Here is a 13,273-nt window from a genome sequence, read left to right on the forward strand (position 1 = left end):
ACGTCTCCTCTTCTCGCTGCCAAAGGCGACAGCATGGTGAGGCTAGAAACGGCGCTCGAATATCCGAATTTTATATGGTAATTATATCGCGAATGTTCCCGCGTGCTCACGTCCGATAGAGTGCTCGGACGATCCGAGGCGTAGCGATCAGCCGGCGGCGATGATAGGCGTCGACGCCTTTCAAGACCGCAGTAGTCCCCGCGTGGTCGAACAGGACCGCGAGACCGCGAAGTTCTTCTTCCAGGCCGTCCAGAACCCGCGCTTCCGCCACGCGTGCGGCGGCCAGCCGATCACTCGCGTGGTCGACCTGTTCGCGATGTTCGGCATTGCTCGAGCGCGCCGCGAACAACTCGAAAAAGGCGCGCGTCGCGCGGTGCAGATCGATCGGGAGCGCATCGGCGCTACGCGTCGCTGGGCCGTCGGACCACGCCCGCGCTATCAGCCGTATCAACTGCGCGTTCCAGACATAAAGATCCCGTAAGCCCGGCTCGGTGACGATCGGCAGATGGAACCCTTCATTGGCTCGGGTATAGACCAGCCGCTCGCCCTCGAGCCGATGTAACGCATCCCGCACCGGCGTCACGCTGCTACTGAGCTGATCGGCGATCGCGGCGGGTTCGAGCCGCTCGCCCGGCAGGATCTCTCCCGACAGGATGCACAATTTGAGCGCGTCGTAGACGCGCCCGGCGGTAGCGCCGGCGGCGTTCACGACGCCTGGCGCTGGGCCTCGAGATAGACCGCCATCAGATCCTCTTGATCGGGGCGAAGCGCGTCGATCGCCGCTAAATGGTCGGGCACATCGTCCCGGAGGAGGACCGATGGACACTGACCTTCGAAATTGCCGAGATTTGGACGATGCTGGCGATAGCCGACCAGCGCGGCCAGCTCCGGCGCAAAATGGCGCGCGACGTCGGGCGGATAGGCGAGCCATTGGTTCTCATACGGTTTGAGCCAGCCGAGCGCATAGCCGACGACCAGACCGCGCCGCACCACGCCCGTCCGATTGGCGCCGGCACCATGCAGCGTTGAACCGAGGAAAACGAGCGCCGCGCCCGGCGCCATTTCGGCGGCGAGCGGTGATTCGCCCGGCTCCGCTTCCAGTGCGCGCGCACCATGGCTTCGCGGCCACACGATTGTCGCGCCGTTGTCGCTCGTGAAAGGCGTCAGCGGCCACATAACGTTGACGAGATATTCGATCTTTCCGACCGGTCCGCGCCACATGTCCTGATCGCGGTGGGGGAGCTGCGCCGGTGCGCCGGAATGTACGGCGATCGCCTGGGTGGTGTTGAGCTGGATCCGATCGCACCAGGGGGAAAGCACCGCCTCGACGATACCGAGGATCAAACGGTGCTGAACCACCGCCGCCGCGTGCGGCGACCGGATGAGAAGGCGGCCGAACCGCTTCGTCATCGTGCCATAGAAGCCGCCCTGGCCGAACGGCGTGCGAGCGAAATCCCCGGCGAGGTCGGCATCGAGAGCGGCAACGATCGCAGGCGGTAGTGCGTCCGGAAGGATGCAATAGCCCTGAGCGATGAGATCGGCGGCGTGGCGGGTGATCTCGCGGGAGAGGTCGATCATTGTCATGACCATCCTCCCTCAAGCGGCCGCAAGATGGTCGGTGCGCAAAGCGGAAGCGACACTGCGGCCGTTCGCAAGGAGGCCCGGTGTCTCCGGCGTGATCTCGATGCGCAGTGCTCCCAGCATCGTGCCGTTGATCATCCGCGGCAGCCCGAGCGGCGTGCAACGCCAGCCGAATGCCAGGATCTGCTGGAACCAGCCCATCTCGGCGATCGCGCTATAGGTGGTGATGCCAGACGCCAGCGCGTGCTCGACCAACGCCGACACCAACGTGTCGCGCACCGTGCGCCGCTCGCGCGCGTGCAGCCGGCGATCGAGACAGAAGCGGGTGATCTCGAACGTATCGGCACCACGCGGCGGGCCACTGTCGCACAGCCCCGAAAAGACGCTGTCGAGAATGTGCGGTCGGGTCGTCGGCAGCAGTCGCGCTGATCCGAGATGCGTTCCGTCCGGCGCGGCCAGGATCAGATATGTCGCGTGGACATCGTCGAACTGGTCGATCTCATAGCAACCATCGAGGACCGGGACGTCCCACTTGAGCAGGTCGACAAAGACGGATTTGCGCGCCGCAAACATCGAACGCAGGACAGCGTCCGAAACCGGGCGCGCGGCGGATTGAACAACATGCAGCATGTGACGGGCTCCTTCACCGTGATCGGCCAAGGGTCGCCCTGCTGCGGGTCAGCCCGCTATTCCGGAAAAGGGTTATATCGGCGGCGAAAGATATCGGAGAAGGTCAGCGTTCCGTCGAAGAGCGCCAGGATCACCAGATATGTCCGCTTGTTCACGCCGTATCGTTCGCAGGCTTGCTTGATATGGCGCGCGACAGTCTCTTCGCCGACGCCCAGGATCAAGCTGATCTCCCAGTCGCTCTTGCCCCGCGCGACCCAGAGCACGCAGTCGCGCTGGCGGTCGGTCAGCATCGGGCGCGGCGGCATTCGGAGGCCACTGCGCATCGCCCAAAGTCGTCGCGCGCCTTCGAACGCGAACATCCCCGCGAGTTGCGCCAGCGGCAGCATGTTGTGCGGGATCGGGCGACCGGCCTCGTTGGCGAACGAGCAGGAGCCCCGCGCCTCGCCCGGGACATGCGCCGGCACCGTGAAACCGTCGCCTATGCCCTGGTCGCGGCCAAGCGCCAGTACGCGGAGATCGTCACGCGTCAGCGGGATCATTTCGGGCATCCGCGACCAGGGGAAACCCACGCTGGTCATGTGGCTTGCGCGGTGAACCGGATCCGACACCCCGAGCGCGTTGCGATCATAATAGTCAGCCCAGCGCCCCGGATAATTGTGCAGCCGTATCGCACTGCCGCGCTCCGCGATGACATCGACATGATGCGTCAGCGCGAAATACTGGAAGCCGAGTTCAACGGTTATCGCCGTCATCGCGAGTCCAAGATCGTGAACGTTGCCGGCCGCCTCGACGACGCGCGTGAACTGCGCCGCCATCCTGTCCATGCCCATAGGGCACCAACGCGGTCCGGAGCGGTGTCTCAAGCCACCGGACGCCCCTGGGCCGCCCTTTCCTCATCTCTGAGGCCGGAAAACGGTGTCTCAAGCCGTCGTCCGGCAAGTTGCGTCAGGCGAACATCGTATCACGCTCGCAGCTGCAAAGAACCTGCTTGTCGGCGAATCGCATCAGTGGCGCGCCAGATCGTTACGGATGCGATGTGAATAGCCGGAAGATCGCCGCGACTCGGCGTGAGCGCAAGAACGCGTGACGCGATATGGGCCTCCGCGCCCGGGGTTCGACTGGCGCGATCCGCGGCCCTACTCCAGCTTGCGTGGCATCGATCGGGCCGGGCTGATGTGGGAATGGCTGCGCCGCGATCCCTGCTATGTCGGCTGGTACACGCGCGCCAGCACCGCAACGCGCGGCGCCGACGACGCCATGCCCTGGGGGCTGCACTTTCGCGGAACATCCCGACCTCCCGGCCCCGGAGGCGCGGCTCATCTGGCATGCCGATCTCGATCCCGGGACAATCGGCGTCACCGCCATCCCCGCCGATCCGTCGAACCCCGACAGCATCCGCGTGGGCCGGATCGAACCGTGGCTTGCGATCGCGATCGACACAGCCGGGCGCGAGCACGCCGTCCTGTCCGACGGCTGGCGCCATATCCGGCTCGACATTGAGGAGGGGCAGTTGGCAGGCCAGGAGGCGGTCCTGCTACACTATCGGATGTACGGCCTGACCTCGGCCGAAACCCGGTTGCTGCCGCTGCGGCGATTTTTCGATCTGTGCCGCCATCGCCGGTTCACGCGGTCTTTGTTCCCCCGCGATCCCTGGATTGATCGCGGGATCGACATACTGCGGGTGCATGATGCCCTGGAGGACGGCGCAAGCCAGCGCGAGATCGGCATGGCGCTGTTCGGCGACGAGCGGATCGAGCGCGATTGGGCTGAAACTTCTGATTCGCTCCGTTCACGGGTGCGCCGACTGGTCCGTGAGGCCAGGACGATGGCGCACGGCGGTTATCGCCAGTTGATGCGGCGCAGGCGCTGATTTGCCGGTTCACCGCGTGACAGCGGCGACGCCTATACCCGTCAAAGTCCAGTTGAGTTCGGCGTGCCGCCAATTTGAAGACACGACATCAGCCCAGCAGCAGATCGAGACCCATGTCGGGCAAGATCCACCACTCGACGATCCAGTCAGGCCTGATGTCAAAACCTTGGCTGCGGAGCGCATCGGCATCCCTTGCGTGCAGTCGCCCTTTGCAGCCGTGGCTTCCCGTTCCATAAAGTTCACTACGACCACTTCTTCCTTTCGCCCGAGCACGTGAACATAGGGTGGATCACGACCCCGCAGGTGCGTTGTCTGATCGATGCGGATGTCTTTCTCAAAACGTCTGTCAATAAATTACCCTCGTCAGCCACAGGATCTGGCAAAGATCCTCAGTGATCTTGACATCTTCCACGAGAGGAATCTCATTTCCGGCGTCTTCAACGATGTCGATGAGCTTTCGGATAAGATCCGAACTCCTGCTCATGCGCTGTCCCCGTGGCGCACATAGTATTGGTGGTTCGATGATGACTTGTGGATCGCCCTGATTCCATCCACAGCGGCGTCAACTTCAGCTTTGAACATCTTTCCGGCACGCAGACGGGCGCCCTTGCTGAAGGCATCCCATCGCGCCGGCGGGAACAACTCCTGCAACCTGAACGGAACCCCCGCCGGCTTCTTGAGAGCAAGGCGCAACGCCCGCCGCTTGATTTCGCCAGCCTCCCGCTCATCGTCGAGCACACCGCACTTTTTGAGGAAGAGCGCCGAGATGCTCGGTAAGCCTTCAGCCTTCCGTTTGCTAGCGAGCGATGCATAGGTTTGCTCGTCGACTATCGTCTTGATCATCTTCATTTCACTGGTACCTTAATTATCATAGTGCCCTAATATATGTCTGGACAGTCCACAAGGCCGTTTCGTTGGCAGCACACACTGAAATTGCCGCTGTGCCTGTTGCAGCGGCGATGGGATCGGGGGCGGTTAAGCTGCTTCGTCAGACCTGTCGCACAGCCGGCATCGCCGTGATCCGAAACAGATACCGTGTGATTATGGGGCTGGCGCCTCGCGCCGGTGAAGCGGCGCGACCGCGCTCTACGGCTCGAAGCCAGCTTCTCGCCGCCGAGCCCCGTTGCCGGGTCTCGGCCTGGCGGTAACGATCGGCTGGCGCGGATCAGCGTCCGCTGACCTGATGGAGCGGGGCTGAGGACGCACACTGCCGGACTGCTGCGGGGGGCACCCCACAAAGTAGTACTTTGTGGGGTGCCCCCCGCAGCCGGACAGGGTGCGGCGCCTGATGGCGGCCCCGCAGGCACTCCGGCCTCTCGGTCGGGCGGTGCGCCCGGTTTCGCGGCCGGTCGACGGTTGCCGCCCTGGCTTTGCGAAGCCCGACCCTGCACCGCTCATCCGCCCGCGCCGGCCGGGGGGCCAGCTATTGTTGGCGGCGGCTACGCCGCCGGGAAGTGCTGCGGTCGCCGCTGGCGCGGCGGCGCTGTTGGTGGCCTCTCCCGGTGCCGCGGGAGTGGGCGGCGCTCCCTGCTAGGCCCGCTCGCGTCCCCGGCAAGCCGGGCTGCGCCCGGCTCCTTCACTTACGTTGCGGCCCTTCGGGTGCCGGGTCCGCTCAAGCGGTCCTCTCCGGTTCGCATCTTGCCGCCCACCCCCGCTTCCGGGGGAGGCCATGGTGGTTTTGAGGCGGTGCAGGAGGTAAACAATGCGTGCTCCCACGACCGTCCGCGCGCGCGGCAAGGGCCGGAAATCCTCGGCATCCAGTGCCGGAACACCAACCCCGGCCAAGACGGGGACAGAGCCCGAAACGACCCGCCTGAACCTTTACGACGAGGTGACGGCGCGGATCATCGCCGAGCTTGAGGCAGGCCGCTTCCCTTGGGCGCAGCCTTGGGGCCGTCCGGGCGGGACAGCGCCCGGACTGCCCCACAATGCACTGACCGCACGCCATTACTCCGGCGTCAATGTGCTGATCCTGTGGGGCGCAGTCATCGAGCATGGCTTTCCCTCGCAGGGCTGGCTTACGTTCAAGCAGGCGCTTGAGGCGGGCGGCTGCGTTCGCAGGGGCGAGCGCGGCACCACCGTCGTCTATGCCGACCGCTTCACCCCCGAAGCCGAAAAGGCGCGCGCCGTCGAAACCGGCGGCGACGCAAAGACCATTCCGTTCCTGAAACGCTTTACTGTGTTCAACGTCGCGCAGTGCGAGGGATTGCGCCCCGGCCTCGCACCCGATCCGGTCCCCTTGCCCGCGCGCCAGATCGTGCCGGTCGCCGAGGAAGTGATCGCGGCGAGCGGCATCGAGTTCCGCGTCGGCGGCGACCGCGCCTTTTACGTGCCCGCGCAGGATTATGTGCAAGTGCCGCCGCAACCGGCCTTTTTCGAGCAGATCAACTATTACCGGACCTGCCTGCACGAACTTTGTCACGGCAGCGGCCACACGTCGCGGCTGAACCGGAACCTCGCGGGCAGCTTCGGATCGAAGGAGTATGCCCGCGAGGAATTGATTGCCGAAATGGGTTCGGCCTTTCTCTGCGCGGCCCTCGGCATCGTCCCGACCGTCCGCCACGCCGATTATCTCGGCAGTTGGCTGGACGTGCTGCGCGAGGATAACCGCGCGATCTTCCGCGCCGCCAGCGCCGCGAGCAAGGCCGCCGACTGGCTGCTGGCGCGGCACGCCGCAGCCCGAGCCGAGGCTACCCGAGACGAAACCGGCGAACGGAGGGCGACGACGCCCAAGGTTCCGGCGATGCGCAGCATCGTTGGAATGGCGGAGGAGGGGGCATGATCCTGCTCACCCCCGAGCTTCACGCCGGGCTGCGCGTGAATGCCAACCGCTCCGCCGAGAGCGATCATGATCCCGCCCCGGCCGTCAAATTCTTCAACCCGCTGGGCGCGGCGACATGGCTTGCGACCGAGCTTTATGACGATGACGACACCCTGTTTGGGCTGGCCGATCTTGGTTTCGGTTGCCCCGAACTTGGCTGTTTCAGCCTGTCCGAACTGGCGGGCATCCGGCTGTCGTTCGGCCTCGGCATCGAGCGCGATATCGGCTTTGCGACGACCGTCAGCCTGTCGGTCTGGGCTGATACCGCGCGCCGCGCCGGATCGATCAGCCAAGCCCAATCCATCATCTGGCGCATCGAGTCCGCGCCGATCCCCGAGCTTCCGACCGATCCCAAGCAGGTGAAAGGCGGATGACGCGCGGCGCGTAACGCCGCTTTGCAAGCCGGTCCGCCAACCCCGGAAAGAGCGACGGACCGGCACTCACAAGGAGTGCTGACATGAAACTCGATTTTATCCCGCTCGACAAGCTGGTCGTGAGTAAGGCCAACATGCGCTATGGCAAAAAGGCCCCGGACGTGTCCGACATCCTGCCGACCGTGCGCAGCCGTGGCGTCATCCAGCCGGTTATCGTCCGCCCCAATAGCGCGCGCGCCGATGACCGGGAGGGGGGCTTCGAAATCGTCGCCGGAAGCCGCCGCTTCCACGCCGCGAAGATCGTCGCCGAGGAACGGCGCTTGGCCGGTGACACCACAACAGAGCCGATGCCCTGTGCGATCCTCGACGACGGCGACGACGCCGCCGCCATCGAGGCGTCGATGATCGAGAATATGGCGCGGCTTGACCCCGACGAGGTGACGCAATGGGAGAATTTTACCCGCCTCGTCCGCGAGGGCCGCAAGGTGGAAGACATCGCCGCGACGTTCGGACTGCCCGACCTCACCGTCAAACGGGTGTTGGCGCTCGGCAACCTGCTTCCGGCCATTCGCGACCTCTACCGCAAGGAGCGGATCGACGCGGTGACCGTGCGCCATCTGACGATGGCGTCCAAGAGCCAGCAAAAGGAATGGCTGGCGCTCGCCGACGACGAGAATGCCTATCTGCCGACCGGCCACCAGTTGAAATCATGGCTGTTCGGCGGGCAGTCGATCCCGGTGAAACATGCGCTGTTCGACGTGGAGGCAAGCGGGCTTGCGACCATCGCCGACCTGTTCGGCGAGGACCGCTATGTTGCCAATGCCGATGCCTTCTGGACGGCGCAGAATGCCGAAATCGAGGCGCGCCGCGCCGCCTATGTCGAACAGGGCTGGGCCGACGCGATCATCGTGCCGCCGTCCGATCATTTCTCGACATGGGAATATGAGAAAGCGGGCAAGCGCAAGGGCGGGCGCGTCTATATCGACGTGCGCGCCACCGGCGAGGTGATCGTCCATGAAGGCTATGTTTCCGGCAAAGAAGCCCGTCGGATCGCCAAGGCCGAGGGATCGGAGAACGGGACCGGGGCCGGCCAGAAAGTGGCGCGGCCCGAGGTGACATCGACCATGCAGACCTATGTCGACCTGCATCGGCACGCCACCGTCCGCGCCGCGCTGACCGGCCATCCGGCCATCGCACTGCGCTTGATGGTGGCCCATGCCATCGGCGGATCGCACCTGTGGCGCGTCACGCCCGAGCCGCAATCGACGCGCAACGAGGAAGTCCGCGACAGCCTCGACAACAGCAAGGCCGAGGCGGATTTCGACGAGCGCCGCCGTGCCGTGCTGGCGGTTCTCGGCTTCTCCGCCGAGGAACCGACCGTGACCGGGGGCAATGGCGACGACTATGGCGTCGTCGGCATCTTCCAGCGGTTGCTCGACCTTCCCGATGCGGTGGTGCTGGAGGTGATCGCCATCGTCATGGGCGAAACTCTCGCGACAGGCAGCGCCGCCGTCGAGGCGGTGGGTATGGAGATCGGCGTCGATATCGCCCGCTACTGGCAGGCCGACGATGCCTTTTTCGAGCTGATCCGCGATCGGGAAGTGCTGACCCGGATCGTCGCCGAGGTGGCGGGCGAAACCGTCGCCAGCGCCAATGCGGGCGAGAAGACCAAGATCCTGAAACGCATCGTCCGCGATCATCTCGACGGCACCAACGGGCGCGACCGGCGCGAGAATTGGGTGCCGCGCTGGATGGCGTTCCCGCCCGCCGCTTATACGGCGCGCGGCGGCGTCGGCACCGTCGCGGCCCATGCCAAGGCGCAGGCGGCGCGCCAGATCGAGCGAGAACGGCCCGGCGATGACGAGCCAGACCCGAGTGCACCCGGCGCGGTGGTCGCGTCGGTGGAACCGGGGGACGAAGCCGATCCGGTGCGGTTGGCGGCGTGATTATCGGTGGGAGCGGCGAAAGCCGCTCCCCTCTTTTCCGACCCTCAAAATCCGGCCGCGCGCCCTCGCCCTGACGGGCTCGGGCGCGCGGCTCTTTGACCAAAGCCAGTTGGTGTCCGAGCAATGGTATGGCTAGGAAAGGCGGAGACGGGGCGGGGACTATCATGGTTGAGGATGACAATGAGACGTGGCTGATCGACAGCGGTCACGCAATCATCGAGAAGAAGGCTGCCGTCGGCGTCGCCGCGCTCACCCCGCGCGAGCGCCTGATCCACTGTTTTTGGATCACCGATTACAGCATGCGCAACGCCGGCGACCTAGCAGCCGCGCGCGATCTCGACCCCCGCTATCAGACCGATGCAGTTGCCGCGGCTACAGCGCTTGGACTGTCGCGTACCGCCGCCGTATTTTCGCTCAGCGAGGGCGAGTTGGAGCGCCGATTCTTCGACCTGTTTGACGATTTGTGTGCCGAGCTGCGGGGCTGATCCAAGGTTCGAAGTCGCCTGCGCCTGCGGCCTGGCTGCCTTACGGCAGGCAAATGACGCCGCAGCATAAATAGACTGCGCTCAACATTCGCACGAGGCGCAGCGGCGATCATCAGAAGTGCGGCGAAGCTCGGCGGCAGGCGGATGACGATCATCGACATCGTGCGGGCCTCTATCTCCTTTCGCGGCAGACCCGAAACCCTGTCCTGTCGTCCTCGGCCACGCCGACGGCGATGTCGGCGGCGTCCGCCGTGCGTGCATTTTGGACGGTCGATCCGATAGCGTGGTGGTGCGTCCGCGCTGTGCTCGCCTGATCCCTCGCGCGGGATGCACCGGCGGCATGGTCGTCATCGTTGCTGCCGTGCCTGAACCGTTTCCGGCTCCTCGGGCGCATGACCTGGGACGGCCGCAGTCCCGCGAAACCATCGCCGTGCGGATTATTTCCCCGCCCGCCAGGGCGGGCTCCTCGCGGTCGCTGCGCTTCAAATAAGCCTTCGGCTCCGGTCCTCCGCTGCCGCTCCGGCCTGACGGTTCGCGGGCCTGCTTCGACCGTCCCTCCGGTCCGCCCATCGCCCGGAAACGGTTCGGGGCGACTTTTCAGGAGACGAACAATGCCAGCCATCGGTTATGTCACCCGCGACGGAAATGGCTTCAAGGGCCAGCTCAAGACGCTCTCGATCCGCACCGACATCGAGATCATTCCCAACGCTCGCAAGTCCGGCGACACCCAGCCCGACTATCGCGTGTCGGCGGCAGGCGTCGAGGTCGGGGCCGGATGGGTCCGGCGCGGCGAAATGAGCGGCAAGGACTATGTGTCGCTGTCGCTCGCCGCGCCCGAATTCGGCCCGCGCCGGCTCTACGCCAATCTCGGCCGCGCCGCCGGGCAGGACGATGATGACGCCTTCGCGATCATCTGGAATCCCGCCGACTGAGCGAACCGCCCCGCGCTCCACGAGGGCGCGGGGCATTAAGCGGTGCGCCGGATTTGCCATCGCTCGCGAGGGACTCTGCAGGCGGGGGCGTCTGCACCGTCCGCTTTCCGTTGCACGGACGAAAGCCCGTGCCACCCGGTTCAACCCACACCGCTTTATACGAATCGAGCCTCGGGACGCCCCGTTTCAGGGCGCTACGAGGCACCTTCCCGATCATCTGGACCCCCGCCGACGGAGCGGACCGCCCCGTGTCCGCCGAGGGCGCGCAGCACAGCCGCCGGTCCGAAACGAGGGGGTCGGAATCGCATGGGTCGATTTGCGACCCTGCCGAAGATGGCCGGATCGATCCAATCCGCGCTCATCAGCCGGCGCACGATGCGCCGGCCCAGATGGACCGTTATCATGGACGATACTGCCGAACGTGCGCAGGCTGTGCGCGAAACCTGCCCCTTCCTCACCGCCAAGCAGGCGGCCTTTCATCTCGGCCTCGCCTACTCGACGTTGAAGCGCCTGCGCCAGACGGGAACGGGTCCGAAATGCCGCCTGCATGGCCGCACCTGGCGCTATCATATCGATGATATCGAGGCGTGGTCGGCGGCCCGTGCGCGCGGAGGCGATCGTGGTTGAGCGCCGCGACCTGCCGCTTTTCGCGTGGGGCCACGCGCTGCGCGCCGCCCGCGCACGGCGCATGACGCTGCGCTGCCGCGCCGCAGTGCTCGGCGTCGGCATCACCTGCCTCGGCCTCACCATCGCGCTACCGCCGCTGCCCCGGCTGGTCTGGAATGCGACTGCCAGCGCACCCATCGGCCTCTATGCCGTGTCGCCTGGCGCGACGCTTGAACGCGGCGATATGGTGATCGCCTGGCCACCGGTCGAAGTGCGGCACTTGGCTGCGAGCCGCCGCTATCTGCCTGCCAATGTGCCGCTGGTGAAGCGCGTCGTCGGCATTGCCGGAGACACGATCTGTGGCGTGGATCGCGTGGTGACGGTCAACGGTCGGCCGGTCGCCAAACGCCGCACTGCCGATGCAGCGGGGCGTCCACTACCAGCATGGCAAGGATGCATCCGGCTGGCCCCAAGCATGGTCTTCCTGCTCATGACCAAGACCCCGGACTCGTTCGACGGGCGCTATTTCGGTCCAACCTTGGCGCAGGATGTCGTCGGCAAGGCGACTCCGCTGTGGCTACGCTAAGGACGCTGGTGATCGCCATTCCGCTGGTGATCGCGACCCCTGCCGCCGCCGATCCATTCGATCGCTGGCAGGCCGAGATCGTCGAGGCGTCGGCACGGTTCGGCGTGCCCGTGGTGTGGATCGAGCGGGTGATGCGCGCCGAAAGCGGCGGCCAGACCATGCTTGGCGGGCGGCCTATCACATCCCACGCGGGCGCGCAGGGGTTGATGCAGTTGATGCCGGCGACCTGGGCGACGATGCGCGCGGCGCACGGCCTCGGGCGCAACCCGCATGATCCGCACGACAATATTCTCGCCGGCACGGCCTATCTGCGCGTGATGTATGACCGCTTCGGCTATCCCGGACTCTTCGCCGCCTATAATGCCGGTCCCGGCCGGTATGCAGCCCATCTCGCAACGGGCCGGGCGCTGCCGACCGAGACGCGCGTTTATCTCGCGCAAGTGTCGGGCACGCCTTTGGTGTCGTTGCGATCCCTTCCGCGGCGGCCGCCACCAGCATTGTTCATTGCGCTCCGGACTAACAACACATCGGCCGATCCATCGCCATCGCGCGCGCCGGATGAGCCGCCTGATATCCTGTTCGCGGTTCGCGCACCCCGCTGATCCAGCATATCCGGCAGCGTCACATAGCGCCGGTTGAGAGGGCATTGCGACCAGCGGATGTTGGAGGGGCTCGTCTCGGCAAGGCCCAGCATGACGGGCGGCGAAGCGGCTGTGCAAGGCCGGCGGCCCCTCCAATTTTGCCGCGAGCCGGAGCCTGCTGCGCAGGCGAGTCTGTTTGTTTTCAGCGCAACAAAATCGGTTCCTCCGCCGCCGCTTACGCGGCGCTTCCGGCTTCGCCTCCAGCGGCCCTGACAGCCGCTCCGCCACCCGTCTTCGGATGTCTGTCCTCAATGAGGAGGATTTCAAGCGAAGGAGGCGATCATGACCATGTTTCAATCCATCGGGGCGGCGTCGGCCAAAGACACGAAATCGCGTGGTGGCGACGCTGGTTGCCGGGCTCGAATTCGAGTTTGGGCGCGGTGCTGGCGAGGCGCTGGCGCGGCGGTTTCTGGAGGCCGAGGAGAGCGATTTCCTGTGGGATGCGAGGGTGTCGGAGCGCTGGCTCGGGGCTTACGAGAGCATCGACGAGGAGGATTTCGAACTCGATCGGGTGGCGATCATGGGGCGGTTGGATGGCCGCTGGTTCGTGGCGGTGAGCATCGTCGATGGCGATGGCAACACGCATGGAGTGATGGGGCGGCGCAGCTTCAGAAGCGAACGCCAGGCCCGCGAAGCGTTGGCAATCACGCGCTGATCGGGGCATCGAAAACGCCGGGACAGGGTGCCGGACAGGCATCGTGTCCCGGCGTCTTTTTGCCTCGGCTCAGTCGACATGGGTAGGTAGCAGGACGGCGAAAATGAGCGAGAGGAGCGGGTCTGACGGGAGGGCGGCGTAAGGCA

General features: G+C 65.6%; 16 protein-coding genes. 11 read left to right on the forward strand and 5 right to left on the reverse strand.

Translation table 11 applies throughout. The features are described 5' to 3' along the window. Positions 1-106: 106 nt before the first annotated feature. Genes BLS81_RS09195 through BLS81_RS09210 form a run of 4 tightly spaced genes read right to left on the reverse strand, consistent with a single transcriptional unit; the run spans position 107 to position 3,035 of the window. Positions 107-709, reverse strand: a complete 603-nt coding sequence (locus BLS81_RS09195; RefSeq protein ID WP_176787108.1) for a GntR family transcriptional regulator — start codon at positions 707-709, stop codon at positions 107-109. After that, a complete protein-coding gene (locus tag BLS81_RS09200; RefSeq protein WP_093223738.1) occupies positions 706-1,584 on the reverse strand; it encodes a phytanoyl-CoA dioxygenase family protein in 879 nt (292 codons plus the stop codon). The genes BLS81_RS09195 and BLS81_RS09200 overlap by 4 nt, the downstream gene beginning before the upstream one ends. Before the next feature lie 12 nt (positions 1,585-1,596). Next, positions 1,597-2,241: an acyl-homoserine-lactone synthase gene (locus tag BLS81_RS09205; RefSeq protein WP_371128261.1), complete on the reverse strand. Its 645-nt coding sequence runs from the start codon at positions 2,239-2,241 to the stop codon at positions 1,597-1,599. 26 nt (positions 2,242-2,267) lie between these two features. Further along, on the reverse strand, positions 2,268-3,035 hold the full coding sequence (locus BLS81_RS09210; protein ID WP_256326159.1) for a LuxR family transcriptional regulator: 768 nt from the start codon (positions 3,033-3,035) through the stop codon (positions 2,268-2,270). Between the two features lie 259 nt (positions 3,036-3,294). Here BLS81_RS09210 and BLS81_RS21280 point away from each other — a divergent pair, with 259 nt between their 5' ends. Both BLS81_RS21280 and BLS81_RS09215 read left to right on the forward strand, forming a co-directional pair. After that, entirely contained in the window at positions 3,295-3,711 is a 417-nt protein-coding gene (locus tag BLS81_RS21280) for a transcriptional regulator domain-containing protein (protein WP_371128262.1), read from the forward strand. Further along, positions 3,611-4,081, forward strand: coding sequence for a DNA -binding domain-containing protein (locus BLS81_RS09215; RefSeq protein ID WP_176787109.1), 471 nt, complete (start codon positions 3,611-3,613; stop codon positions 4,079-4,081). The genes BLS81_RS21280 and BLS81_RS09215 overlap by 101 nt, the downstream gene beginning before the upstream one ends. Before the next feature lie 480 nt (positions 4,082-4,561). On the opposite strand, the gene BLS81_RS09220 is transcribed toward BLS81_RS09215, so the two are convergent. Beyond that, complete coding sequence (locus BLS81_RS09220) at positions 4,562-4,930, reverse strand: DUF1413 domain-containing protein (RefSeq protein ID WP_093223280.1); 369 nt, start codon at positions 4,928-4,930, stop codon at positions 4,562-4,564. Between the two features lie 853 nt (positions 4,931-5,783). Here BLS81_RS09220 and BLS81_RS09225 point away from each other — a divergent pair. The 9 genes from BLS81_RS09225 (at position 5,784) to BLS81_RS09265 (ending at position 13,127) form a co-directional block, all read left to right on the forward strand. Next, positions 5,784-6,863, forward strand: a complete 1,080-nt coding sequence (locus tag BLS81_RS09225; protein ID WP_093223281.1) for an ArdC family protein — start codon at positions 5,784-5,786, stop codon at positions 6,861-6,863. Further along, a complete protein-coding gene (locus BLS81_RS09230; protein WP_093223283.1) occupies positions 6,860-7,276 on the forward strand; it encodes a DUF2958 domain-containing protein in 417 nt (138 codons plus the stop codon). Before BLS81_RS09225 ends, BLS81_RS09230 begins: the two co-directional genes overlap by 4 nt. A gap of 83 nt (positions 7,277-7,359) precedes the next feature. Next, entirely contained in the window at positions 7,360-9,222 is a 1,863-nt protein-coding gene (locus tag BLS81_RS09235; protein WP_093223284.1) for a ParB/RepB/Spo0J family partition protein, read from the forward strand. A gap of 164 nt (positions 9,223-9,386) precedes the next feature. After that, on the forward strand, positions 9,387-9,707 hold the full coding sequence (locus tag BLS81_RS09240; protein ID WP_093223286.1) for a hypothetical protein: 321 nt from the start codon (positions 9,387-9,389) through the stop codon (positions 9,705-9,707). Between the two features lie 611 nt (positions 9,708-10,318). Next, positions 10,319-10,639: a DUF736 domain-containing protein gene (locus BLS81_RS09245; protein WP_093223287.1), complete on the forward strand. Its 321-nt coding sequence runs from the start codon at positions 10,319-10,321 to the stop codon at positions 10,637-10,639. A gap of 333 nt (positions 10,640-10,972) precedes the next feature. After that, the gene (locus tag BLS81_RS09250) at positions 10,973-11,266 is read left to right on the forward strand and encodes a helix-turn-helix transcriptional regulator (RefSeq protein WP_371128263.1); all 294 of its coding nucleotides are present in this window, start codon (positions 10,973-10,975) and stop codon (positions 11,264-11,266) included. Next, positions 11,259-11,831 carry a S26 family signal peptidase gene (locus BLS81_RS21060; RefSeq protein WP_256326160.1) on the forward strand — a complete coding sequence of 191 codons (573 nt, stop codon included), beginning with the start codon at positions 11,259-11,261 and terminating at the stop codon, positions 11,829-11,831. The genes BLS81_RS09250 and BLS81_RS21060 overlap by 8 nt, the downstream gene beginning before the upstream one ends. Beyond that, complete coding sequence (locus BLS81_RS09260; protein WP_371128264.1) at positions 11,819-12,433, forward strand: lytic transglycosylase domain-containing protein; 615 nt, start codon at positions 11,819-11,821, stop codon at positions 12,431-12,433. Before BLS81_RS21060 ends, BLS81_RS09260 begins: the two co-directional genes overlap by 13 nt. A gap of 376 nt (positions 12,434-12,809) precedes the next feature. Then, the gene (locus BLS81_RS09265; protein WP_256326161.1) at positions 12,810-13,127 is read left to right on the forward strand and encodes a hypothetical protein; all 318 of its coding nucleotides are present in this window, start codon (positions 12,810-12,812) and stop codon (positions 13,125-13,127) included. Positions 13,128-13,273: the final 146 nt, after the last annotated feature.

The sequence above is a fragment of the Sphingomonas sp. NFR15 genome (genome assembly GCF_900103265.1).
In the GTDB taxonomy this organism is placed as follows: domain Bacteria; phylum Pseudomonadota; class Alphaproteobacteria; order Sphingomonadales; family Sphingomonadaceae; genus Sphingomonas; species Sphingomonas pollutisoli.

Excerpts from the sequence above, each read along its gene's own strand:
- BLS81_RS09240 (WP_093223286.1), top strand. The coding sequence starts at position 9,387 with ATGGTTGAGGATGACAATGAGACGTGGCTGATCGACAGCGGTCACGCA.
- BLS81_RS09235 (WP_093223284.1), top strand. The coding sequence starts at position 7,360 with ATGAAACTCGATTTTATCCCGCTCGACAAGCTGGTCGTGAGTAAGGCC.
- BLS81_RS09230 (WP_093223283.1), top strand. The coding sequence starts at position 6,860 with ATGATCCTGCTCACCCCCGAGCTTCACGCCGGGCTGCGCGTGAATGCC.
- BLS81_RS09250 (WP_371128263.1), top strand. The coding sequence starts at position 10,973 with ATGGCCGGATCGATCCAATCCGCGCTCATCAGCCGGCGCACGATGCGC.
- BLS81_RS09220 (WP_093223280.1), bottom strand. The coding sequence starts at position 4,930 with ATGAAGATGATCAAGACGATAGTCGACGAGCAAACCTATGCATCGCTC.
- BLS81_RS09200 (WP_093223738.1), bottom strand. The coding sequence starts at position 1,584 with ATGACAATGATCGACCTCTCCCGCGAGATCACCCGCCACGCCGCCGAT.
- BLS81_RS09225 (WP_093223281.1), top strand. The coding sequence starts at position 5,784 with ATGCGTGCTCCCACGACCGTCCGCGCGCGCGGCAAGGGCCGGAAATCC.
- BLS81_RS09245 (WP_093223287.1), top strand. The coding sequence starts at position 10,319 with ATGCCAGCCATCGGTTATGTCACCCGCGACGGAAATGGCTTCAAGGGC.
- BLS81_RS09210 (WP_256326159.1), bottom strand. The coding sequence starts at position 3,035 with ATGGACAGGATGGCGGCGCAGTTCACGCGCGTCGTCGAGGCGGCCGGC.